This window comes from Streptomyces sp. NPDC048623 (genome assembly GCF_040650755.1).
Lineage (GTDB): Bacteria > Actinomycetota > Actinomycetes > Streptomycetales > Streptomycetaceae > Streptomyces.
In genome coordinates, this window is record NZ_JBEZHV010000025.1 from 57,399 (window position 1) to 78,547 (window position 21,149).

The window sequence follows — 21,149 nt, forward strand, 5'->3', positions numbered from 1 at the left end:
CGGTTCCACCGCAACCGGGCCCGGCCGGTGTACCGCTGGAATCATGACGATTCCCGTGGAGCAGCTCGCCGACCCCGTCGTGCGCGCCTTCGTGACCGCCCTCAACGCCAACGACAAGGACGCCTTCTTCGGCCTCCTCACCCCCGACGCGACCATGTCCGACGACGGTACGGAGCGGAATCTCCGCGACTGGACCGAGCGGGAGATCTTCTCCTCCAACGGGCGCATGGAGGTGGAGGACGAGTCCGACGGCGGCCGGACCCTCGTCGCCACCTACACCAACGACACCTGGGGCTCGATGCGCACCGCCTGGCGCATCACCGTGGAGGGCGGGAAGGTCGCCCGCTTCGAGACCGGGCAGGCCACCCCGTAACGGCCCCGCCCACCCACCGGGGCGGGGCCCTCAGCCCCGCCCGATGTACGGCATCGTCGTCGCCATCACCGTCGCGAACTGCACGTTCGCCTCCAGCGGCAGCGCCGCCATGTGCACCACCGTCGCCGCCACGTCCGCCGCGTCCATCACCGGCTCCACCGCCACCTCGCCGTTGGCCTGCAGGATCCCGGTCCGCATCCGCGCCGTCATCTCCGTGGCCGCGTTGCCGATGTCGAGCTGACCGCAGGCGATCCGGTACGGACGCCCGTCGAGCGACAGCGACTTCGTCAGGCCCGTCATCGCGTGCTTCGTCGCGGTGTACGCGACCGAGTGCGGGCGCGGCACATGCGCCGAGATGGACCCGTTGTTGATGATCCGTCCGCCCTGCGGCGTCTGTTCCTTCATCGCCCGGAACGCGGCCTGCGCGCACAGGAACGCGCCCGTCAGGTTGACGTCCACGACCGAGCGCCAGGTCTCCGGGTCCAGATCCTCGACCGGCACCCCGCCGCCCGCGAACGTCCCCGCGTTGTTGAAGAGCAGGTCGACCCGGCCGAACCGGTCCCGTACCGCCGCGAAGAGGGCCGCGACCTGCTCGGCGGAGGTCACGTCCGTGGGGACGCACAGGACCCGGTCGCCGGGAAGGGGCGCCGCCGTCTCCGCCAGGGCCTCCGCCCGGCGGCCCGCGAGCGCCACCGACCAGCCCGCCGCCGCGAGCGCCCGCGCCACGCTCCGGCCGATGCCCGAACCGGCGCCCGTCACCACTGCGATGCCCGCGCTGCCGCCCGTACTGCTGCCCGCGCTGCTGCTTGCGTTGCCGCCCGCGTCGCTGCCTGCGTTGCTCATGGGCGCGCAGCGTACGGCAGCCGTATGCCCCATGAACTCATCCGTCCGACACGTGGATGTCCTGTACCCGACAGCGTGAGGTCGTTCCGCCCTCCTCGAATACCCGGAGGCCGGACGTCCGGGGTTCGAGCCGGCCTGGGCCCCGCCCGGACCACCTACCCTCTGGGAGAGGATTCAACGAAACGGAGCAGTCGATGGCGGAGAGCGGTCGGGTCACCACCGACGACGGGGCGGACATAGCGGACGCGGCTCCACCCGCCGCCTCCGCCCGGCGGGCCGGGCTGCTCGTCACCCTCGTCCTCGGCGGCCTGACCGCCCTGCCACCCCTCTCCATGGACATGTACCTGCCGGCCCTGCCGGAGGTCACGGACGCGCTCCGCTCGCCCGCCGCCACCATCCAGCTCACCCTGACCGGATGCCTCGCCGGCATGGCGCTCGGCCAGCTCGTCGTCGGCCCCATGAGCGACCGATGGGGCCGGCGGCGCCCGCTGCTCGTCGGCATGATCGTGTACGTCCTCGCCACCGCCGTCTGCGCGCTCGCGCCCTCCGCCGAACTGCTCATCGGCTTCCGGCTGCTCCAGGGCCTGGCCGGGGCGGCCGGCATCGTCATCGCCCGGGCCGTCGTCCGCGACCTGTACGACGGCGTCGAGATGGCCCGGTTCTTCTCCACCCTCATGCTGATCTCCGGCGTCGCACCCGTCGTCGCCCCGCTCATCGGCGGCCAGATCCTTCGGATCACCGACTGGCGCGGCGTCTTCTACGTGCTCACCGGCGTCGGCCTCGTCCTCACCCTGGTCGTGTGGCGCTTCCTGCACGAGACCCTGCCGCCCGAGCGGCGCCACGAAGGAGGCGTCGGCGAAGCCCTGCGCACCATGCGCGGGCTGCTCGCCGACCGGGTCTTCACCGGCTACATGCTGGCCGGCGGCCTCGCCTTCGCCGCGCTCTTCGCCTACATCAGCGCCTCGCCGTTCGTCGTCCAGGAGATCTACGGCGCCTCCCCGCAGACCTTCAGCCTGCTCTTCGGGCTCAACTCCGTCGGCCTCGTCGCCGTCGGCCAGATCAACGGCAAGCTGCTCGTCGGCCGGGTCAGCCTCGACAAGGCGCTCGGTCTCGGCCTCGGCGTCATCCTGCTCGCCTCGGTCGCGCTGCTCGTGATGACCAGCGGCGCCCTCGGCGACCCGGGGCTCGCGCCGATCGCCGCCGGGCTCTTCGTCCTGATGTCGGCGATGGGCCTCGCGATGCCCAACACCAACGCCCAGGCCCTGATGCGCACCCCGCACGCCGCCGGCTCCGCCTCCGCGCTGCTCGGCACCTCCTCCTTCCTCATCGGCGCCGTCGCCTCCCCGCTCGTCGGCATCGCCGGCGAGACCACCGCCGTGCCCATGGCCGTCGTCCAGGTGAGCTGCGCCGCCGCCGCGCTCTGCTGCTTCCTCCTGATGTGCCGCCCCTGGCGCGCCGCACCCGCGAAGTGACCGCCCCGGGAGGACGATCCGAGGCATGTGCCACTACTGCGGATGCCGCGACATCCCCCTGATCAAGGAGTTCATCGCCGAGCACGAGGCGGTCACCGACCTCGCGGGCGACGCCGTACGGGCACTGGACGCCGGCGACCCGGCGCGCGCCCGCCGCCTCGTCGCCGACATGGCCGGGCGGCTGCGCACGCACTGGGCGGGGGAGGAGCGGGGCCTGTTCACGGTGATGCGGGAGAACGAGGAGTACGCCGCGTACATCGACGCCCTCGTGCGCGAGCACCGCGAGCTCGCCGCCTTCCTCGACACCCTGGATCTCGACGATCCGGGGGATCGCGCCGACTTCGTCGAGTCCGTCGACGAGCTCCACGAGCACATCGCCAAGGAGGAGGACGGCCTCTTCCCGGCCTCCCTCACCGAGCTCACCGGCGACCAGTGGAACCTCTCCATGGACGCGTGGAAGGCCGTCCACGGGCGCGGGCCGGGGGCCGGGCGCGGGGCCGGGGCCTGAGCCGGGCCCTGAGCCTGGGGCCACGCCGCGGAACGGGCCGGCCGCCGCGAACTAGACTGTCGCGGTGAACGCCTCCGCCCCCTCCGCCGACACCCTGCGCGCCGCGCTCGGCGCCGTACTCGACGGGCTGCCGCCCCGGCAGGCCGCACAGGCCGTCGAGCGGCTGATCGCCAACTACCGGGGGACCACCCCGACCGACGCGCCCGTGCTGCGCGACCGGTCCGACGTCGCCGCCTACGCCGCGTACCGGATGCCCGCCACCTTCGAGGCGGTACGGGCCGCGCTGTACGCCCTCGCGGACGCCGCGCCCGACTGGACGCCCGGCACCCACACCGACGTCGGCGGCGGCACCGGCGCCGCGAGCTGGGCGGTCGCGGAGGCCTGGGACGGCGCCGCCCGCACCACCGTCCTCGACTGGGCCGAGCCCGCCCTCGAGCTCGGCGCGGAGCTCGCCCGCGGGGTCTTCGAGGCCGAGTGGCGGCGCGAGCGGATCGGCGGCGCGCTGCGGCTGCCCGACAGCGACCTGGTGACCGTCTCGTACGTCCTCAACGAGCTCAGGGAAGCCGACCGCACGGCACTCGTCACCGAGGCCGCCCGCGCCGCGCGGGCCGTGGTGATCGTCGAGCCCGGCACCCCCGACGGCTACGAGCGGATCATCGCCGCCCGCACCCTCCTCGTCGAGGCCGGCTTCACCGTCGCCGCGCCCTGCCCGCACAGCGGCACCTGCCCGATCGTGCCGGGCAGCGACTGGTGCCACTTCGCGGCCCGGGTCAGCCGCTCGTCGCTGCACCGGCGGGTGAAGGGCGGCTCGCTGCCGTACGAGGACGAGAAGTACGCGTACGTCGCCGTCGCCCGCTTCCCGGTCACCCCGGTGCCCTCGCGGATCACCCGCAAGCCGCAGATCCGCAAGGGCCAGGTGCTCCTGGACCTGTGCGGGCCGGACGGCCTCGGGCGCGAGACGGTCACCAAGCGGCACGGCGCGCTGTACAAGGAGGCCAGGGACGCCGAGTGGGGCGACCCCTGGCCCCCGGAGACCGACTAGGAGCGGGCCTCGTTCGCCGGCCGCAGCTCCTGTGTGCAGCACTTCACGCTGCCGCCGCCCTTGAGCAGCTCGCCCAGGTCCATCGCGATCGGCTCGAAGCCGCGCGCCCGCAGCGGTTCGAACAGGCCCACCGCCGCCTGCGGAAGCAGCACGTGCCGGCCGTCGCTCACCGCGTTCAGGCCGAGTACGGCGGCGTCACCGGCGCCCACCAGCAGGGCGTCCGGGAACAGGCGCAGCAGCACGGCGCGGCTGCCGGGGGAGAAGGCGTCCGGGAAGTACATGACCTCGTCCCGCGCGTCGTCCAGGACGCACAGCGCGGTGTCCAGGTGGTAGTAGCGCGGGTCCACCAGCTCAAGGCCGATCACCGGGCGCCCGAAGAACTCCTGGGCCTCGTCGTGCGAGAGCGGGCTGGAGCGGAAGCCGTGCCCGGCCAGGATCCAGGAGGCGGTCACGGCGAAGTCGCCCTCGCCCTCGTTGATGTGCTCGGGGACCTGGAGGTCCGCGTCCGGGTAACCGTTTCGCCGGAACCAGTCCAGGTGCGCCGCCGCCTCCGCGGAGCGCTCCGGATAGGCGAACCGGGCCCCGAGCACCCTGCCCTCCACCACGGTCGCGCCGTTCGCGGCGTAGACCATGTCGGGCAGGCCCGGGACCGGGTCGAGCAGTTCGACGGTGTGGCCGAGCACCCGGTAGCGGTCGCGCAGGTCCTCCCACTGCGCGAGGGCCAGGGGCAGGTCGACCGGCTTCGTCGGATCCATCCAGGGGTTGATGGAGTACGTCACCTCGAAGTGCGCGGGTGGGCACATGAGGTAACGGCGGGGCGAGGGCTCACGCGGAGTGGTGCGCAAAGAGGGCTCCTCTACGGTTCTGCGGGTTCTGCGGGCACCGATCGGCGAGCGCTGATCGGTAAGGCCATGGTCCGCTCTACGGGCGTCATGCGCAGTGGACCGTTCGGGTGGTTCGGATGAAGAACGAGTGACGAGACGTGACGTCTCGTCTCCTGCTAGATTGGGCGGATGTCCGACATCAAGGCCGCCGGTTCCCAAGCGCCTGGTTCCAAGGCCCCCGACGCCTCCCGGCGCAGCGAGCGCTCCCGACGCGCCATCCACGCCGCCGCCCTCGCCCTCGTCTCCGAACAGGGCTACGCCCGGACCACCGTCGAGGGCATCGCCGCCCGGGCCGGCGTCGGCAAGCAGACCATCTACCGCTGGTGGCCCGCCCACTCCAAGGCCGCCGTCCTCCTGGACGCCTTCCTCGACCTCGCCGAGCAGACCGCCCGGCAGGCCGCTGAGGCCGCCGGTGGCGACGGGGACGCGGACGGGGACGGGCCGGGACGTGAGATCCCCGACACCGGCGACCTCGCCGCCGACCTCAGGCGCGTGCTCCGCGCCACCGTCGACGAGCTCAACGACCCCGCCTTCGACCGGCCCGCCCGAGCGCTCGCCGCCGAGGGCATCGTCGACCCGGAGCTCGGCGCCGCGTTCACCGCCAAGCTCCTGGAACCCCGGCTCCGCCGGTACCAGCGCCGCATCGAGGCCGCTCGTGACGCCGGGCGGATCGACCCCGCCGTCGACCCGCGCATCGCCGTGGAACTCCTCGTCGGCCCCCTCCACCACCGCTGGCTGCACCGCACCGCGCCGCTCACCCACGCCTACGCCGACGACCTCGTCGACCTCGCCCTGCGCGGGTGGCTCGTACGCGAGTGAGCCCCGGGTTCCCGACTCCGGTCACCCGGGGCGCAGGATGGTGGGACCATGGAGTGCCTGCCGGGCGAACCCCGGCCGACCACGGGCGAGCATGAGTGTGAGGGGATAGATGGGCGACGGCATCGGCCGCTACCGCGGCACGGAGAGCAGACTCGCACAGTGGCTGCGCAGGCGCCCCAGGCGGACCGAGGCCGAGCTCGAGAACGAGCGCGAGAAGTCGCTCCTGGCCGTCGCCGCCGCGGGAATGCCCGTCGCGCCCGCCGCCCACCCCGTCGGCTACCGCTGTTCCTGCGAGCGGATCGGCTGTCCCACCCCCGCCCGCCACCCGGTCTCCTTCGCCTGGCAGACCCAGTCGACGACCGACCGCGCCCAGATCGAGCGCTGGGCCCGCAACCAGCCCGAGGCGAACTTCATCACCGCCACCGGCATGATCCACGACGTCCTCGACGTACCCCTCGCCGCCGGCCGCGCCGCGCTCGACCGGCTGCTCGCCGAGGGCGTCGAGGTCGGTCCGGTCGCCGTCTCCGACGCCGCCGAGGACCGGCCCGACGAGGGCCGGATGCTGTTCTTCACGGTCACCCGCGGCACCCCCGAGGACGAGGACGAGTGGTGGCCGTGCGAGCTGGACTGCCATCCCGAGACCATGGACGAGCACCCCGGCCTGCGCTGGCACTGCCGCGGCTCCTACGTCCTCGTGCCGCCGTCCCGGCTCCCCGGTGACGAGGGCAGCCAGCCCGTGCTGTCCTGGCTGCGCGGCCCCGAGCACGCGCTCCCCGAGCCGCTGAACCTCCTGGAGGCGCTCACCGACGCCTGCGCCCGCCACGCGGCCGATCAGGCGGAGCGGGGCGGCGAGCCCGCGGACCACGAGATCGCCTGGCGCTGAGCCCGACGGGCCTGACGGGCCCGTGGGGGTGCCGGGCCAGGCCCCGTACGGAGCTTTCCGTACGGGCGGCGCGGTAGGCCCCGTACGGGCGGTCCCGTAGGCCCCGTACGGCCGACCCGGTCCCGTACAGCCCCGGGTTACGAGCCCTCCGCCGCCGTCACGCCCTGGAGGCGGCCGAGCACCTCGACCCCGTCCGTCGTCGTGCCCGCCGGCTTCACCAGGGCCGCCTGGCTGGACACCCAGCGCTTGGTGATCGTGCTCTTGACCTCGCCGGTCATCAGGGCGCGCACGTCCGCGCCCACCTTCGGCCGGTAGCCGGGCGCGGCCGTCTGCCGTTCGAAGTACCGGGTGGCGAAGAAGACGAGGGCTCCGCCGTCCTCGGTCGCGAGGCCGAGCGGTGCGAAGTCGCCCCGGTTCTCGGCCTGGTCGACGTACTGGGTGGCGAGCCCGGGGCGGCCGGCCGCCTTCTTGCGGTCGTCACGCCAGCCGGTGGTGTGGGCGCCCGGCGCGAACGGCCCCTGCTGCCCGTCCTTGAGGAAGGACACGTACCGCTCGCCGAGCCGCTCGGGCGCGACCGCGAGCTCCGTGGAGTCGGCGGCGACCGGCACCGCGTACCCCTCCTCGGTGCGGAAGGCGGGCACCTCGTCCGGGCTCAGGATCGAGAGATAGGCGACCTCCCACTGCCGGGAGGCGCCGTCGCGCACGAAGACGAGCAGCCAGCGGGTGTCGTCGGCGCCCTTGTCGGCGTCCCGGTTGGAGTCGGCGTCGACGACGAACCAGCGCGGCCAGCCGGCCTTGCGCGGGACGGTGAACTTCGCGTCGGTGAGTTCGAGCGGCGTGTGGTTCTTGTTGCCGTCGGGGGCGGTGGCCTGGCGCGAGCGCAGTCCGGCCTGGTTGATCTCGCCGAGCGGACCGGTGACCCGGTCCGCGTCGAGGGCCGGGTCGTAGGCCTTGTCGGCCTTGTTGTAGGCGTCGGTGAAGTCCTTGAGGGCCCGCTCGGCCTCGGCGTCGCTCGCCGCCGGGATCAGCGCCGTCTCGCCGTGCACGGTCACGCAGCCGCTCGCGGTCAGCGCGAGGACGGTCGCGGCGACCACCGCAAGACCGCTCCGGCGGCGCCGGCGGCCTGTCGGTGTGTCAGCCGGTCGCCTCGGCCCGGTTCGCATCGGCCTTCTCATCGGTCTCGGTCGCCCTCTGCTTCTCCACCCGCCTGGACGGACCCGACCCTACCGGGGCGAGGAAGATCGCGAGCGTGGGGATCAGATACAGCGCCCACACCGTGATCTGAACCACCGTCGGATCGGGCTGGAAGTTGAACACGCCCTTGAGCAGCGTGCCGTACCAGCTGTCCGGCGGGATCGTCGCGGAGATGTCGAAGGCCTTGTTCTCCAGGCCGCCGAGGAAGCGGGCCTCCTGGAGGTCGTGCACGCCGTACGCGAGGACGCCGGCCGCCACCACGACCAGCATGCCGCCGGTCCAGGTGAAGAACTTCGCCAGGTTGATCTTCAGCGCGCCCCGGTAGAACAGCCAGCCGAGGAGGACCGCCGTGAGCAGGCCGAGGATCACGCCGGCCAGCGGCGCGTACGTGCCGTCCGAGGAGGCCCGTACCGACGCCCACACGAACAGCGCCGTCTCCAGGCCCTCGCGGCCGACCGCCAGGAACGCGGTCGCGACCAGCGCGCCGGTGCCCATCTGCAGCGCGGCGTCCAGCCTGCCGTGCAGCTCGGCCTTGAGGTGCCGCGCGGTGCGCCGCATCCAGAAGACCATCCAGGTCACGAGCACCACGGCGATGATCGACAGCGAGCCGCCGAGCAGCTCCTGCGCCTCGAAGGTCAGCTCCTGCGAGCCGAACTCCAGCCCGGCGCCGAAGGCGAGCGAGAGCCCGACGGCGACGCCGATGCCGATCCAGATCGGCCGCAGGGCGTCACGGCGCCCCGTCTTCACCAGGTAGGCGATGAGGATGCAGACGACGAGGCTCGCTTCGAGCCCCTCGCGCAGGCCGATCAGATAGTTGCCGAACACGGCGGTTCCCTTCCGGAGTTACGGGGTGACGAGATTCCCGAGTTACGCGAACAGCTCCCGGCCCCACCAGTCGCCCTTGTCACGGACGCCCGGCGGGATCGCGAAGACCGCCGAACCGACGTGCTGGGTGTACTCGTTGAGCGCGTCATGGCGGGAGAGCGAGGTCTGGACCGGGATGAAGCCGGTGCGCACGTCCTTCATGTACGCCAGGAAGAACAGTCCGGCCTCCAGGCGGCCGAGGCCGTCCGTGCCGTCCGTGAAGGAGTAGCCGCGGCGCAGGAGGGTCGCCCCGCCGTTGGAGTCGGGGTGCGCCAGGCGCACGTGCGAGTCCGGCTTCATGGCCTTCAGGAACGGCTCGTCGTGCTCCTTGGCCTTGCCGACCGGCGCCCCTTCCTTCTTGTCGCGGCCGAAGATGTCCTCCTGCTCGGCGAGCGGAGTGCGGTCCCAGGTCTCGATGTTCATCCGGATGCGGCGGGCGACCAGGTAGGAGCCGCCGTCCAGCCAGGCGGCCGGGCCCTGGGCGTCCTTGCCGGACACCCACACGTGCTTGGCGAGGCGGTCGGTCTCGGTGCCCGCGATGTTGCGGGTGCCGTCCTTGAAGCCGAACAGGTTGCGCGGGGTCTGCGCGTCCGGGGTGGTCGAGGACGTCTTGCCGAAGCCGAGCTGCGACCAGCGCACCGCGACCTTGCCGAAGCCGATCCGGGCCAGGTTGCGGATGGCGTGCACGGCGACCTGGGGGTCGTCCGCGCAGGCCTGGACGCACAGGTCGCCGCCGCTGCGGGCCGGGTCCAGGTTGTCGCCGGGGAACTTGGGCAGGTCGACCAGGCCGGCGGGCCGCTTGCCGGCGAGCCCGAAGCGGCCGTCGAAGAGCGAGGGGCCGAAGCCGATGGTGAGGGTGAGTCGGCTGGGCTTGAGGCCGAGCGCCTCGCCGGTGTCGTCCGGCGGGGCCTCCGGCAGACCACCGTACGCGCCCTCGCCGACCTCGTGACCGGCCGTCATCCGCTCGGCGGCCCGGGTCCAGTCCTTCAGGAGCTGGACCAGCTCGGCCCGGTCCGTCGTCTTCACGTCGAACGCGGCGAAGTGCAGCCGGTCCTGGACGGCGGTGGCGATGCCGGCCTGGTGGGCGCCGTGGAAGGCGACGGCCGCGCCGGTGTCCGCGACCGGGGCGGTGGGGGCGTCGTCGCGGCCCCGGGTCAGGGCGACGGCGCCGCCGGCCGCGGCGGCACCGAGCGCGAGCCCGGCCCCGCCCCAGCCGATGACCGCGCGGCGCGAGGGCGTGGCGCCCTCGGGCCGGGCGGCGTCCGTGACGGCCGCGGCGGCCTTCGCGTCCTGCTCGTCGGTCTCGGTCTTCTCGGTCTTCTCGGTGTTCTTGGTGTTCTCGCTCATGTCCGTGTCCCCCGATTACTTCGCGACCGCGGCGGCGAGCTTGGAGAGCGGCTCGGCCAGCGCGTTGACGCCGTCCGACAGCTCCTTGCGCTGCTCCTTGCCGACCTTCTCGTACGAGGTGAAGACGTACGTGTTCTTGTCCGTGCGGTACGTGTCGAGCAGCGTGTTCAGCGCGGCGAACTGCTTGTCGAGCTCGGCGACCAGCTTGGCGTCGTTCTTCTGCGCGACCGGCTTGAGCAGCTCGAAGGACTTCTGGGCGCCCTCGACGTTGGCCTTGAAGTCGACCAGGTCGGTGTGGGAGTAGCGCTCCTCCTCGCCGGTGACCTTGCCGGTGGCGACCTCGTCCAGGAGCTCCTTGGCGCCGTTGGCCATGGAGGTCGGGGTGATGTCGGCCTTGCCGACCCGCTTCACCCAGTCGGCGAGGTCCTTGTCGAGGAGGTCGGCGAGCTGCTTCTCGCGGTCGCCGATCTTCTTGTCCTGCCACAGCGCCTTCTCCAGGCGGTGCCAGCCGGTCCAGTCCTTCGCCGGGTCCTGGCCGTCCTCCAGGCCGTCCTCGCGGACGTCGACCTTCGGGTCGATGTCGCCGAAGGACTCGGCGACCGGCTCGGTGCGCTCCCAGCCGATGCGGGAGTCGGCGTAGGCCTTCTTCGCGGCCTCGACGTCACCGGCGCGGACGGCGTCGGTGAAGACCTTCACCTTGGGGAGCGTCTCGTCGGCCTGGGCCTGCACGTACTGGCGGTACGCGGCGACGGCGGCGTCCATCTCGGGGGAGCGCTTGGCGCCCGCGGCGGCGCCCTTGCCGGCCGTGGCGGTGACCTTCTGCTTGATGCCGTCGCCCTTCATGCCGGGCTTGCAGGCGATCTCGTAGTCACCGGCCTTGATCTCGGCGGTGATGGTGGCCTTGGTGCCGGGGCCGATGTTCTCGCGCTCGGTGACGATCCGCGCGTCCGGGTAGAGGACGTAGACCTCGGTGACCTTGCCGCCGCGGTTCTCGACGTTCAGCTTGAGGTGCCCGGCCGGGAACTCCTTCTTGGAGACCTCGCAGGAGTCGTCCTTGGCGATGACCGTGATCCCGCCGTCCTCGCTCCCCTTGGCGTCGCTTTTCTGCGTGCAGCCCGTGACGGCGGCCAGGGTCGCCGCGGTCGCGGCGGCGGTGACGACGGAGAGACGGACGGCTCGCATGGGTGCTCCAGTCGGGGACGGATCGCGGGCGATCGCTGGACGGATCTCTGAACGGGTGAGGCGAACCTAACTTAACCGAGGCTTACCTCAGCAATACCCCCGCGTCCAGTGATTCAGCTCTCAGGGCGGACGGCTCGGACACGGTGCGATCACGGCGGGCTCATGGAGGCATCACGACTTGGTCAAGTGCTGGTCAAGGTTGATGATTTGCCCTGTTTCGGGTGGTGTGAGGGGGTGCCGTTTGCTGCTCCGGCAGAACGGGCGCACATGTGGCCGATTTCCGGTGGACCGGCGGAGCGGGACGCGTGGATGCTTCAATTCCGCCATGAACACGACTGACATCGACGTCCTGCGGGTCTTCTGCGCGGGCGACGGACGCCACGGCAACGCCCTCGGGGTCGTGCGCGACGGGCGCGCGTACCCCGACGAGGCGGCGCGGCAGGCGCTCGCGAAGGAACTCGGGTTCAGCGAGACCGTGTTCGTCGACGACCCCGAGCGCGGGGACGTCGACATCTACACGCCCGGGGTCCGGCTGCCGTTCGCCGGGTACCCGCTGGTCGGTGTCGCCTGGCTGCTCGACCTGGAGGTCGTGTGCCCGCCGGCCGGCGAGGTGTGGGTGCGCGGGGACGGCGAGTTCACCTGGATCGAGGCCCGCGCCGAGTGGGCGCCGCCGCGCACCCTGCGCCAGTACGGCTCCGCCGCCGAGGTCGACGCGCTGACGGTGCCCGAGCCGGGGGAGTGGATCTACGCCTGGGCCTGGGAGGAGGAGGTCGCCGGGCGCGTCCGGGCGCGGGGATTCCCCGGGCGCGGCGACGGCATCGACGAGGACGAGGCGACCGGCGCCGCGGCCCTGCTGCTCACCGCCGAACTCGGCCGCGCGCTCAACATCACCCAGGGCCGCGGCTCCCAGCTGCTCACCGCCCCGGGACCCGACGGCATCATCGAACTCGGCGGCCGGGTCCGCCTGGAGCGCACCTTCACGCTGTGAGCCCCGCGGGTCCAGGCCTCAGGCCGCGCTGAGCGGGAACTCGCCCGCCAGCTCCCGGAACACCGCGCCGTTGAAGTCGAAGGCCCGCTTGCACTCGTCCACGATCCGCTGCTTCTCCAGGTCGTCCGCGTCCACCGCGTCGAGCAGCTCCCGGTAACCCCGCTTGAACGCCGCCGGGTTGGCGATGCCCTCGAAGACGTAGAAACGCACGCCGTCGCCCTTGCGTGCGAAGCCCCAGGTGCGCTCCGCCCTGTCGCGGATGATCTGACCGCCCGACAGATCGCCCAGATACCGCGTGTAGTGGTGCGCCACGTAGCCCGCGGGCCAGTCGCGGGCGCACTCGGCGACCCGCGCCGCGTACGCCTCGGTGGCCGGAAGCGCCGAGAGCCCCGCCCGCCAGTCCGGGCCCCGCAGATGCGCGAGGTCCTGCTCCAGGGCGGCCGTGCGGAACAGTTCGGCCTGTATGAACGGCCCGGCCACCGGATCGGTCCGCAGCGCCTCCGCGCCGTCCTCAAGCGCCCGGTACACGAACCACAGCTGCTCCGTGTAGCGCGCGTACGCGTCGACGGCCAGGCGCCCGCCGAGGAGGTCGCTCATGAACGTCGACGTCTCCGCCTCCGTGTGCTGCTCGTGCGAGGCGGTGCGGATGAGCGTCGAGAAGGGCGTGGTCAAGGCGTGCCTCCGGGACCGTCGGGCCGTGGGGTGACCGCAGGGGGCGGGAACCGGTTCGGCCGGCAGGCCGGTCAACCTGCCGGCCGAACCGGTTCCCGACGTCCTGTCGGTAAAAACGCTACCCCTCGGACGGGTCAGGGCAACGTAAGAATGTCCGTCCCGGTCTCCGTCACCACCAGGGTGTGCTCGAACTGCGCCGTCCGCTTCCGGTCCTTGGTCACCACGGTCCAGCCGTCGTCCCACATGTCGTACTCGTGCGTGCCGAGCGTCAGCATCGGCTCGATCGTGAAGGTCATCCCCGGCTGGATCACCGTCGTGTGGTGCGGCGAGTCGTAGTGCGGAATGATCAGTCCGGAGTGGAAGGACGAGTTGATGCCGTGCCCCGTGAAGTCCCGGACGACGCCGTAGCCGAAGCGCTTGGCGTACGACTCGATGACCCGCCCGATGATGTTGACCTGGCGGCCCGGCCTGACCGCCTTGATCGCCCGGTTCAGCGCCTCGCGCGTGCGTTCGACGAGCAGCCGGGACTCCTCGTCCACGTCGCCGCACAGATAGGTCGCGTTGTTGTCGCCGTGGACACCGCCGATGTACGCGGTCACGTCCAGGTTCACGATGTCGCCGTCCTTCAGGACGGTGGAGTCGGGGATTCCGTGGCAGATGACCTCGTTGACCGACGCGCACAGCGACTTCGGGAAGCCGCGGTAGCCGAGCGTGGACGGGTAGGCGCCGTGGTCGCACATGTACTCGTGCGCGACCCGGTCCAGCTCGTCCGTGGTCACACCGGGCGCGATGTGCTTGGCGGCCTCCTCCATCGCCTGCGCGGCGATGCGGCCGGCGATGCGCATCCGCTCGACGGTCTCGGCGTCCTGCACCTCCGGGCCGGAGTACGGAGTGGGGGCGGGCTTTCCGACGTACTCGGGGCGACGGATGGACCCCGGAACGGAACGGTGGGGGGACAGCTCCCCCGGTACGAGAAGCGACTGGCCAGACATGTCAGCGAGTCTAACGACCGCGTCTGGGGCAGCATGGTGACGGAGGAAGGAGCCCAGATGGCCCTGTTCAAGAAGCGTACGGCCGGAAAGCCGGGCGAGTGGTACTACTGCCTGGAGCACAAGAAGGTCGAAGAGGGCCCGGAGTGCCCGGCCAAGAACCGCTTCGGCCCCTACGCCTCTCCCGAGGAGGCCGCCCACGCGATGGAGACCGCCCGCGAGCGGAACCTGGAGTGGGACACCGACCCGCGCTGGCACGAACGGTCGAAGGGCGGTGCCGACGGCGCCGAGAGTGACACCCCCTAGGGCGACGGCTCACCGGGTGGCGGCCCCGCCCGCTCCGGCGAAGTGGGCCGTCGCCAGGACCGTGCCGTCCGCGGCCACCAGGCGGGCGCCGCTCAGGGTGCCGGGGTCCACGGGGGTCGGGGCGCCCCAGTAGCCGTAACCGGCCCTTACGGGGAACGAGCCGAGCGGTACGGCGGAGCCGTCGGCCCGGACCAGGAGACACCGCACCGGGCCGTCGGCCGTCCGGTCGCCGAGGTCGACCGACATGTACACCCAGCCCTTCCCGCCGGTGGCGTCCGTGGCGTCCGCCGGGTGCGCGTAGATCCGGCCGACGGGGCTGCCACCGGCGGAGAGCAGAGCCGCCTCCAGCACGTGCGGCGCCGGGGTCACCACCCGGGGCGCCGGTGGCGCCCCCTCCACCACGGTGCCGACCGCCCAACCGCCGAACCCGAAGACCAGGGCCGCGACCACGCCGCCGACGGCGAGCCGGAAGCGGCGCATCCGGGACGGGTGAGCCGGGGAGGGGCGAGTGTGGGGCGGGTGAGCGTGGGATCTGGGGTCCCTGGGCGGCCGGTCCTCGGCCCCGCGGTTCTCGGCCTGGCGGTCTCCGGCCTGGCGGTCCTTGGATCGGTGCTCCCCGGCCCAGCGGTCCTCGGCCTGGTACTCCCCGGCCCGTCGCTCCCTGGCCCGGCGGTCCTCGGCCCGGCGGTCCTCGGACCGGTACTCCTGGGGATGGCGGTCCTCGGGCCGGTGCTCCCCGGCCCGCTGCTCCCCGGGGCGGGGTGCCCAGGACCGGCGGATCCAGGACCGGCGGATCCAGGACCGGCGGATCCGGGACCTCGGCGCGGCCGGCTGCCCGGGTGCGGCCTGGGCCTCGGGCGCGGAAGAGCGGGACGCGGAAGTCTCGGGCGCGGAAGAGCGGGACGCGGAAGCCTCGGGCGCGGGGGGCATCGCCCGTACCACCCGGGTCTCGAAACCCACCGGCGGCTCCGCCCCCGGTAGCAGCCCGAGCAGCCCGTCCCCGACCGCCGTCAGGCGCTCCACGTACGCCCGGCAGTCCGGGCAGCGGTCCAGATGGGCCACCGCCTCGGCCCGCTCGCGGGCCGGGAGGATCCCGAGCGCCAGCTCGGCGCCCGCCTCGCGCAGCCGCTCGCAGTCCATGCCCGCGCCACCCACGCCGCTCACCGCGTCTCCTCGCTCTCCAGGAGCGCCCGCACCTTGATCGTCCCCGCCCGGATCCGGGTCTTGGCCGTGCCGAGCGGTATGCCCTCGAAGGCGGCGACCTCCCGCGCCGTCATCCCGTAGATCCCCGCCATGACCAGCGCCCGCGCCTGCTCCCGGGGCAGTGCCGCCACCGCCCGCCGGACCCGCTCGGCCGCGTCGTCGGCGAGCGCGCGCCGTTCCGGGGTCTCCGTCACGATCCCGACCAGCGTCTCCAGGTCCTCAGGGGCCACCGGGGTCGTGCGCCGCGCCCGTACGGCGTCGATCGCCAGGTTGTGCGCGATGGCGGTCAGCCAGGTCCGTACGGAACCGCGCCGCCCGTCGTACACCTGGGCGTGCCGCCACGCCCGCTCGAAGGTCTGCTGGGCCACGTCCTCCGCGAGCCGCGGATCCCCGACGACGGCGACGGCGACCCCGAAGACGGAGCGCTGGAAACGGCGCACGAAGGCCACCGCGATCTCCGGATCGCCGGTGGCGAGACCGGAGAGCAGTGCCTCGTCGGGAACCCGCTCCAGCGGAAGGCCCATGCGTCCCACACCCGTGGATACGTCCGACATCCGAGAAAGGATGGCCGGACCCTGTCCCATTGTCCGCCCGTGTCCGCCCGCCCCCGCAATCCCGGCACGGCCCCGGGCCGTACCTCCTGTGGGGGATTGGAGGACCGAACGATGACGGCACCACGAAAGCGCGCAGTGCTCGCCCTGTCGGCCGCGGGCCTCGCCGGCCTCCTCGCCGCCTGCGGAGGCAGTGACGGCGACGGTGGCTCGAACAGCGGCACCACCACCCCGCCGCCCGCGGGCGCGACCCGGGTGGCCACGGACCTGGCCGACTTCAGGATCACGCTGTCCCAGCAGAGCTTCGAGCCCGGCACGTACGCCTTCGTCGCGACGAACACCGGGCAGCACGACCACGCCCTGGTGGTCGAGGGGCCGGGCGGCGAGAACCGTTCCAGCACCGTCGCCCCGGGCGAGTCGACCACCCTCACGGTGACCCTGAAGGACGGCACGTACGAGGTCTACTGCCCGGTCGACGGACACAAGGACCAGGGCATGAAGACCGAGATCACGGTGGCCGGCGCCCCGGTCAACACCCCGAGCACCCCGACCACGCCGAGCACCCCGACGACCCCGACCTCCCCCGGCAATGGTTACTGACCGGACCCGGCGCGTCGCCGTGCTCGTGCTGCGGATCGCCGGCGCGGGCCTGACGGCGGCGATGGGCGCGATCCATCTCTCCCTGTGGGCCGACGGCTACCGCGACCTGGCCACCATCGGCGGTCTGTTCCTGCTGAACGGCGTCCTCGGCTGCGTACTCGCCCTGGCCGTCCTCGTGACCCCGTACCGCTGGCTCGGCCTGGTCGCCACCGCCACCGCGCTGTTCACGGCCGGCACCCTCGGGGCGCTGTTCCTGAGCCTCACCACGGGTCTGTTCGGCTTCACGGAGTCGGCGGACGCGGAGCTGGTCCGGCCGACGGTCGTGGTCGAGACGGCGGGCGTGCTCGTCCTGACCACCCTGGCGGTCTCCGCCCTCAGCCACCGCCACCACCCACGGGATCCACAGCAACCACAGCAACCACAGCGCTAGGCCGCCATCTCGGCCTCCTGCTGCGCCTTCCTGGCCAGCGCGTCCTCGTCCGTCTCGGCGTCGTACGAGAGCAGCTTCGGCAGCGCCAGGCAGAGCAGCCCCACCGACGCGACGCACGCGATGCCGCCCGACCAGAACGCCGGACGTGTGCCGGTCCAGCCGGCCATCGTGCCCGCGCGGACCTGGCCCAGCTGCGGGCCGACGCTGTACGAGAGGACCTCGATGCCCGCGAGCCGGCCGCGCAGCTCCTCCGGGATGGTCTGGTTCCAGATGGTGGCGCGGCCGAGTCCGCTCAGCATGTCGCCGGCGCCCGCGAACGCGAGGCAGACCAGCACCGCCCACACGTTCCCGAACCATCCCGCCGCCGCGATGGCCGCGCCCCAGCCGGCCGCCCCGGCCACCACCAGGACGCCGTGCCGCCGCACCTTCGAGGTCCAGCCGCTGGTCAGCCCGAGGAGGAGCGAGCCGACGGAGCCGGCGGCGTACATCAGGCCGAGGGACCAGTCGGCGTGGAGCTCGTCGGCGAGGAAGGGGAAGATCGCGTTCGGGAAGGCGAACAGCATCGCCGCCAGGTCGACGGCGTAGGTGCCGAGCAGCACCGGCCGCGACCACGCGTACCGCGCGCCCTCCGCGATCCCGCGCAGGGACGGGCGGTCGGCGTCGTGCGCGGCCGGCGCGGGCGACAGCCACCGGCACAGGGCCACGGACACCGCGTAGCCCGCGACGGTCACGGCGTACGCGGCGGCGTGCCCCGCGTACGCCACGACGACGCCCGCGAGCGAGGGCCCCGCGATGGATCCGACCTGCCAGCGCAGCGAGTTCAGCGCGGCCGCCGCGGTCTGCTGCGCGTGCGGCACGATCCGGGCGAGCAGCGAGTCGAGCGCAGGCCGCTGCAGCCCGGTCAGCGCGGACACCCCGGCGGCGACGGCGTAGAGCGGCCACAGCATCGGCTCCGGCAGCAGCGCGTTGAGCAGCAGCACCAGCGCGAGCAGCCCGAGCCCCGCCTCGGTCGCCAGGATCACCTTCCGCCGGTCCATGGCGTCGGCGAGCGCCCCGCCGTACAGCCCGAACACCACCAACGGCACGAGCTCCACGAGCCCCATCGCCCCGACGGCGAACGGCGACCCGGTCAGCTCCTTGATCTGCAACGGCAGCGCGACCAGCGCCATGAACGACGCGAACACGGTCACCCCGCCCTGCACCCACAGCAGCCGGAAGTCGCGGGAGGAGCGCCAGGGCGCGAGGTCGGGGAGGAGACGGGCGAGGCGTTTCACGAGGGGCCATGCTCGGCGGGGGCGGTGGACGGGGCAAGTGATTTACGGGCGGGGGCGGGGGTTTCCGGCCGCGCCGCGCCCTCGGCGCCGCAGGTCCCCGCCCCCGCCCCCTACCACCGTCCCGGCGGTGGTGCCGTCAGGCGGTCCGCCAGGCGGGTGAGGCGGTCGCGGAAGGTCAGGGGGCCGCGGGGGGTCGGGGGGAGGCAGTTCTCGCCGGTGGCGGCGCTGACCAGGTGCTGGACCGTGTCCAGGTCGACGCCCGCGTCCGGCGGGACGGTCAGGGTCTCGTGGGCGAGGCCGAGGAGCTCCGTGGCGCCGCCGTCCAGGGAGAGCACCGTCGCGCCCGCGCGGCGCGCGTCGTGGACGCGTTCGAGGAGGCCCTCGTCGGGGCGGGACGGAGCCACCATCAGGAGGGTCGCGCCGCGGCCCGCCGACTCGATGCGGCCGAGGCCGACCGCCAGGTGGGCCGGGTCGCCCGGGCGGGCCCGGTGGCGGACCAGGGTCGGGGACAGCTCGGGGCGGCCCGACCAGGCGGCCTCGTCGACCAGGTGCGCGGCCAGGTGCCACGGCTCGTACTCCCGCGTGCCGACGAGCAGCAGCCCGCCGCCGTGCGAGACGACGGAGGAGCGGAGGGAACCCGCGAAGCGGCGGGCCGCGCCCGGCCACTCGGTCCCGGCGAGCACTTCGCGCAGCAGCGCGACACGTACGGCGTCCATGGCCCCGGATGGTGCCCGAGCCGCCCCGCCCCGCGCGGGCGTTCGCACGAGCCTCACCCGGACGGGTCCCCGGTACCCGACCGGCCAGTAATCTCGGGCCATGACTTCTCCCTCTTCCCACACCGCCGCAAGCGCCGCCGCCCCGAAGGACCCCTGGGACCTGCCCGACGTCTCCGGCCTCGTCGTCGGCGTCCTCGGCGGCACCGGCGACCAGGGCCGCGGCCTCGCGTACCGGCTCGCCAAGGCCGGACAGAAGGTGATCATCGGCTCGCGCGCCGCCGAGCGCGCCGAGGCCGCGGCCACCGAGCTCGGGCTCGGCGTCGAGGGCGCCGACAACGCCGCCTGCGCCCGCCGCAGCGACATCGTGATCGTCGCCGTGCCGTGGGACGGGCACGCCAAGACCCTGGAGTCGCTGCGCGACGAACTCGCCGGCAAGCTCGTCGTCGACTGCGTGAACCCGCTCGGCTTCGACAAGAAGGGCGCCTACGCCCTCAAGCCCGAGGAGGGCTCGGCCGCCGAGCAGGCCGCCGCGCTGCTGCCGGACTCCCGGGTCACCGCCGCCTTCCACCACCTGTCGGCGGTGCTCCTCCAGGACGCCTCGATCGACGAGATCGACACCGACGTGATGGTCCTCGGCGAGGTCCGCGCCGACGTCGAGCTCGTCCAGGCGCTCGCCGGCCGCATCCCCGGCATGCGTGGTGTCTTCGCGGGCCGGCTGCGCAACGCCCACCAGGTCGAGTCGCTCGTCGCCAACCTGATCTCGGTCAACCGCCGCTACAAGGCCCACGCGGGCCTGCGCGTCACCGACGTCTGACCGGCGTCCGAGCCGGTCCCGTCGCGGATCGGGGCATGGGGGACACTGGACGGGCACCATCGCCGTACCCGGACAGGAGCCGACCCCCATGCCCCGTCTCGCCCTCTACTCCCTGGCCGTCTGCGCGCTCGCCGTCGCCGCGGCCGTGTTCTCCTTCGTCCAGGGGAACCTGATCGGCATCGTGTGGGTGCTGCTCGCCGGCCTCTCCTCGAACATGGCGTGGTTCTACGTCAAGCGCGCCCGCGCCACCACCGCGGAGCAGCCCCAGTCCTAGCTGGCCTGGCAGAACTCCGGGGTCTCCTGCCAGAAGCGGAACAGGTCGAAGCCGCACGCGTGCGACGACTCCGGCACCCCGAGCGCCGTCATGATCGCGTCGATCACGTCGAAGAACGCGATGTTGACGGGCGGGATCCACAGCAGCCCGATCACGATGAAGAAGCCGTACGCCGCGAACGGCTCGACCTGCCGCCTGATGTTGTACGAGAGCCAGGGCTCCACCACCCCGTACCCGTCCAGGCCCGGCACCGGAAGCAGGTTCAGGATCGCGGCCGTGACCTGGAGGAACGCCAGGAACGCGAGCGCGTACTGGAAGGTGACCGGCACCCCGTCGAGCGCGTCCAGCCAGAACGGCGCGGTGCAGACGGCGGCGAACAGGACGTTCGCCAGCGGCCCCGCCGCCGAGATCAGGCTGTGCTTCCAGCGCCCGTGCACCCGGCCGCGGTCGATGAAGACGGCGCCGCCGGGCAGACCGATGCCGCCCAGGATCACGAAGAGCACGGGCAGCACGATGCTCAGGACGGCGTGCGTGTACGCCATCGGGTTGAGCGTCAGATAACCGCGGGCGCCCACGGTGATGTCGCCGCCGTGCAGGGCGGTGCGGGCGTGCGCGTACTCGTGGAGACAGAGCGAGACGATCCACGCCGAGGCGACGAAGAGGAACACCGCGAGGCCGGGGGAGGCGGCGAAGTCCGTCCACACGGCCCAGCCGGTGACGGCCATGACCGCGAGGATCGCCAGGAAGACGGGACTGATCCGCCGTTCGTCGTGGCGATGGGTGGTCGTGGACATGCCTGTGCTCCCCGTGGCTGGTGACGTGGCACGGCGCACGCCGCGCCGTGTGCGGGAAACGTACCGGGCCCCCGGCGTGGTTCCGCCCCCGGGGCCCGGCCTGCCCAAGGCCGTCCCCCCGGCCCGC

The 21,149-nt window shown here is 73.0% G+C and carries 25 protein-coding genes; 12 read left to right on the forward strand and 13 right to left on the reverse strand.

Features of this window, described 5'->3' with window-relative positions; translation table 11 throughout:
• Window positions 1-43 precede the first annotated feature (43 nt).
• A complete protein-coding gene (locus tag AB0C73_RS29475; RefSeq protein WP_362536083.1) occupies window positions 44-373 on the forward strand; it encodes a nuclear transport factor 2 family protein in 330 nt (109 codons plus the stop codon).
• A 30-nt stretch (window positions 374-403) separates the two neighbouring features.
• On the opposite strand, the gene AB0C73_RS29480 is transcribed toward AB0C73_RS29475, so the two are convergent.
• On the reverse strand, window positions 404-1,249 hold the full coding sequence (locus AB0C73_RS29480; protein ID WP_362536085.1) for an SDR family oxidoreductase: 846 nt from the start codon (window positions 1,247-1,249) through the stop codon (window positions 404-406).
• A gap of 161 nt (window positions 1,250-1,410) precedes the next feature.
• Here AB0C73_RS29480 and AB0C73_RS29485 point away from each other — a divergent pair, with 161 nt between their 5' ends.
• The 3 genes from AB0C73_RS29485 (at window position 1,411) to AB0C73_RS29495 (ending at window position 4,238) form a co-directional block, all read left to right on the forward strand.
• Window positions 1,411-2,688: a Bcr/CflA family multidrug efflux MFS transporter gene (locus tag AB0C73_RS29485; protein ID WP_362536087.1), complete on the forward strand. Its 1,278-nt coding sequence runs from the start codon at window positions 1,411-1,413 to the stop codon at window positions 2,686-2,688.
• A gap of 25 nt (window positions 2,689-2,713) precedes the next feature.
• Window positions 2,714-3,196, forward strand: coding sequence for a hemerythrin domain-containing protein (locus tag AB0C73_RS29490; protein WP_362536089.1), 483 nt, complete (start codon window positions 2,714-2,716; stop codon window positions 3,194-3,196).
• Between the two features lie 64 nt (window positions 3,197-3,260).
• On the forward strand, window positions 3,261-4,238 hold the full coding sequence (locus AB0C73_RS29495) for a small ribosomal subunit Rsm22 family protein (RefSeq protein WP_362536091.1): 978 nt from the start codon (window positions 3,261-3,263) through the stop codon (window positions 4,236-4,238).
• Here the strand turns inward: AB0C73_RS29495 and ddaH are convergent.
• Window positions 4,235-5,083, reverse strand: a complete 849-nt coding sequence (gene ddaH / locus AB0C73_RS29500) for a dimethylargininase (RefSeq protein WP_362536093.1) — start codon at window positions 5,081-5,083, stop codon at window positions 4,235-4,237. The genes AB0C73_RS29495 and ddaH overlap by 4 nt on opposite strands.
• 168 nt (window positions 5,084-5,251) lie before the next feature.
• Between ddaH and AB0C73_RS29505 the strand changes: the two genes are divergently transcribed.
• Both AB0C73_RS29505 and AB0C73_RS29510 read left to right on the forward strand, forming a co-directional pair.
• Complete coding sequence (locus AB0C73_RS29505; RefSeq protein ID WP_362536095.1) at window positions 5,252-5,941, forward strand: TetR/AcrR family transcriptional regulator; 690 nt, start codon at window positions 5,252-5,254, stop codon at window positions 5,939-5,941.
• Between the two features lie 109 nt (window positions 5,942-6,050).
• Complete coding sequence (locus AB0C73_RS29510) at window positions 6,051-6,824, forward strand: bifunctional DNA primase/polymerase (RefSeq protein ID WP_362536097.1); 774 nt, start codon at window positions 6,051-6,053, stop codon at window positions 6,822-6,824.
• Window positions 6,825-6,961: 137 nt separating this feature from the next.
• Here the strand turns inward: AB0C73_RS29510 and AB0C73_RS29515 are convergent, their stop codons facing one another.
• Genes AB0C73_RS29515 through efeO form a run of 4 tightly spaced genes read right to left on the reverse strand, consistent with a single transcriptional unit; the run spans window position 6,962 to window position 11,411 of the window.
• Window positions 6,962-7,999, reverse strand: coding sequence for a hypothetical protein (locus AB0C73_RS29515; protein WP_362536099.1), 1,038 nt, complete (start codon window positions 7,997-7,999; stop codon window positions 6,962-6,964).
• Complete coding sequence (efeU, locus tag AB0C73_RS29520) at window positions 7,959-8,843, reverse strand: iron uptake transporter permease EfeU (RefSeq protein WP_362536101.1); 885 nt, start codon at window positions 8,841-8,843, stop codon at window positions 7,959-7,961. Before efeU ends, AB0C73_RS29515 begins: the two co-directional genes overlap by 41 nt.
• A gap of 42 nt (window positions 8,844-8,885) precedes the next feature.
• Complete coding sequence (efeB, locus tag AB0C73_RS29525; protein ID WP_362536103.1) at window positions 8,886-10,229, reverse strand: iron uptake transporter deferrochelatase/peroxidase subunit; 1,344 nt, start codon at window positions 10,227-10,229, stop codon at window positions 8,886-8,888.
• Window positions 10,230-10,244: 15 nt separating this feature from the next.
• Window positions 10,245-11,411 (reverse strand): iron uptake system protein EfeO, encoded by a 1,167-nt coding sequence (efeO, locus tag AB0C73_RS29530; RefSeq protein WP_362536105.1) that lies wholly within the window; start codon window positions 11,409-11,411, stop codon window positions 10,245-10,247.
• A gap of 325 nt (window positions 11,412-11,736) precedes the next feature.
• On the opposite strand from efeO, the gene AB0C73_RS29535 reads away from it, so the two are divergent.
• Entirely contained in the window at window positions 11,737-12,399 is a 663-nt protein-coding gene (locus AB0C73_RS29535; protein ID WP_362536107.1) for a PhzF family phenazine biosynthesis protein, read from the forward strand.
• An 18-nt stretch (window positions 12,400-12,417) separates the two neighbouring features.
• On the opposite strand, the gene AB0C73_RS29540 is transcribed toward AB0C73_RS29535, so the two are convergent.
• Complete coding sequence (locus AB0C73_RS29540; RefSeq protein ID WP_362536109.1) at window positions 12,418-13,071, reverse strand: biliverdin-producing heme oxygenase; 654 nt, start codon at window positions 13,069-13,071, stop codon at window positions 12,418-12,420.
• Window positions 13,072-13,205: 134 nt separating this feature from the next.
• A complete protein-coding gene (map, locus tag AB0C73_RS29545) occupies window positions 13,206-14,063 on the reverse strand; it encodes a type I methionyl aminopeptidase (protein WP_362536111.1) in 858 nt (285 codons plus the stop codon).
• A gap of 57 nt (window positions 14,064-14,120) precedes the next feature.
• Here map and AB0C73_RS29550 point away from each other — a divergent pair, with 57 nt between their 5' ends.
• Window positions 14,121-14,366, forward strand: coding sequence for a hypothetical protein (locus tag AB0C73_RS29550; protein WP_362536112.1), 246 nt, complete (start codon window positions 14,121-14,123; stop codon window positions 14,364-14,366).
• 9 nt (window positions 14,367-14,375) lie between these two features.
• Here the strand turns inward: AB0C73_RS29550 and AB0C73_RS29555 are convergent, their stop codons facing one another.
• Both AB0C73_RS29555 and AB0C73_RS29560 read right to left on the reverse strand, forming a co-directional pair.
• The gene (locus AB0C73_RS29555; protein ID WP_362536114.1) at window positions 14,376-15,530 is read right to left on the reverse strand and encodes a hypothetical protein; all 1,155 of its coding nucleotides are present in this window, start codon (window positions 15,528-15,530) and stop codon (window positions 14,376-14,378) included.
• Window positions 15,527-16,123, reverse strand: coding sequence for a sigma-70 family RNA polymerase sigma factor (locus AB0C73_RS29560; protein ID WP_362536116.1), 597 nt, complete (start codon window positions 16,121-16,123; stop codon window positions 15,527-15,529). The genes AB0C73_RS29555 and AB0C73_RS29560 overlap by 4 nt, the downstream gene beginning before the upstream one ends.
• Window positions 16,124-16,234: 111 nt before the next feature.
• Between AB0C73_RS29560 and AB0C73_RS29565 the strand changes: the two genes are divergently transcribed.
• Complete coding sequence (locus AB0C73_RS29565; RefSeq protein ID WP_362536118.1) at window positions 16,235-16,720, forward strand: plastocyanin/azurin family copper-binding protein; 486 nt, start codon at window positions 16,235-16,237, stop codon at window positions 16,718-16,720.
• Window positions 16,710-17,150 (forward strand): hypothetical protein, encoded by a 441-nt coding sequence (locus AB0C73_RS29570; protein ID WP_362536120.1) that lies wholly within the window; start codon window positions 16,710-16,712, stop codon window positions 17,148-17,150. The genes AB0C73_RS29565 and AB0C73_RS29570 overlap by 11 nt, the downstream gene beginning before the upstream one ends.
• Here the strand turns inward: AB0C73_RS29570 and AB0C73_RS29575 are convergent.
• Both AB0C73_RS29575 and AB0C73_RS29580 read right to left on the reverse strand, forming a co-directional pair.
• Window positions 17,147-18,424, reverse strand: coding sequence for an MFS transporter (locus AB0C73_RS29575; RefSeq protein WP_362536122.1), 1,278 nt, complete (start codon window positions 18,422-18,424; stop codon window positions 17,147-17,149). The two genes, AB0C73_RS29570 and AB0C73_RS29575, sit on opposite strands and share 4 nt — an antisense overlap.
• Before the next feature lie 110 nt (window positions 18,425-18,534).
• The gene (locus AB0C73_RS29580; protein ID WP_362536124.1) at window positions 18,535-19,140 is read right to left on the reverse strand and encodes a hypothetical protein; all 606 of its coding nucleotides are present in this window, start codon (window positions 19,138-19,140) and stop codon (window positions 18,535-18,537) included.
• Between the two features lie 100 nt (window positions 19,141-19,240).
• Here AB0C73_RS29580 and npdG point away from each other — a divergent pair, with 100 nt between their 5' ends.
• Window positions 19,241-19,954 (forward strand): NADPH-dependent F420 reductase, encoded by a 714-nt coding sequence (npdG, locus tag AB0C73_RS29585; RefSeq protein ID WP_362536126.1) that lies wholly within the window; start codon window positions 19,241-19,243, stop codon window positions 19,952-19,954.
• An 88-nt stretch (window positions 19,955-20,042) separates the two neighbouring features.
• Complete coding sequence (locus AB0C73_RS29590) at window positions 20,043-20,228, forward strand: hypothetical protein (RefSeq protein WP_362536127.1); 186 nt, start codon at window positions 20,043-20,045, stop codon at window positions 20,226-20,228.
• On the opposite strand, the gene AB0C73_RS29595 is transcribed toward AB0C73_RS29590, so the two are convergent.
• Window positions 20,225-21,022, reverse strand: coding sequence for a site-2 protease family protein (locus tag AB0C73_RS29595; RefSeq protein WP_362536129.1), 798 nt, complete (start codon window positions 21,020-21,022; stop codon window positions 20,225-20,227). The two genes, AB0C73_RS29590 and AB0C73_RS29595, sit on opposite strands and share 4 nt — an antisense overlap.
• Between the last annotated feature and the right edge of the window lie 127 nt (window positions 21,023-21,149).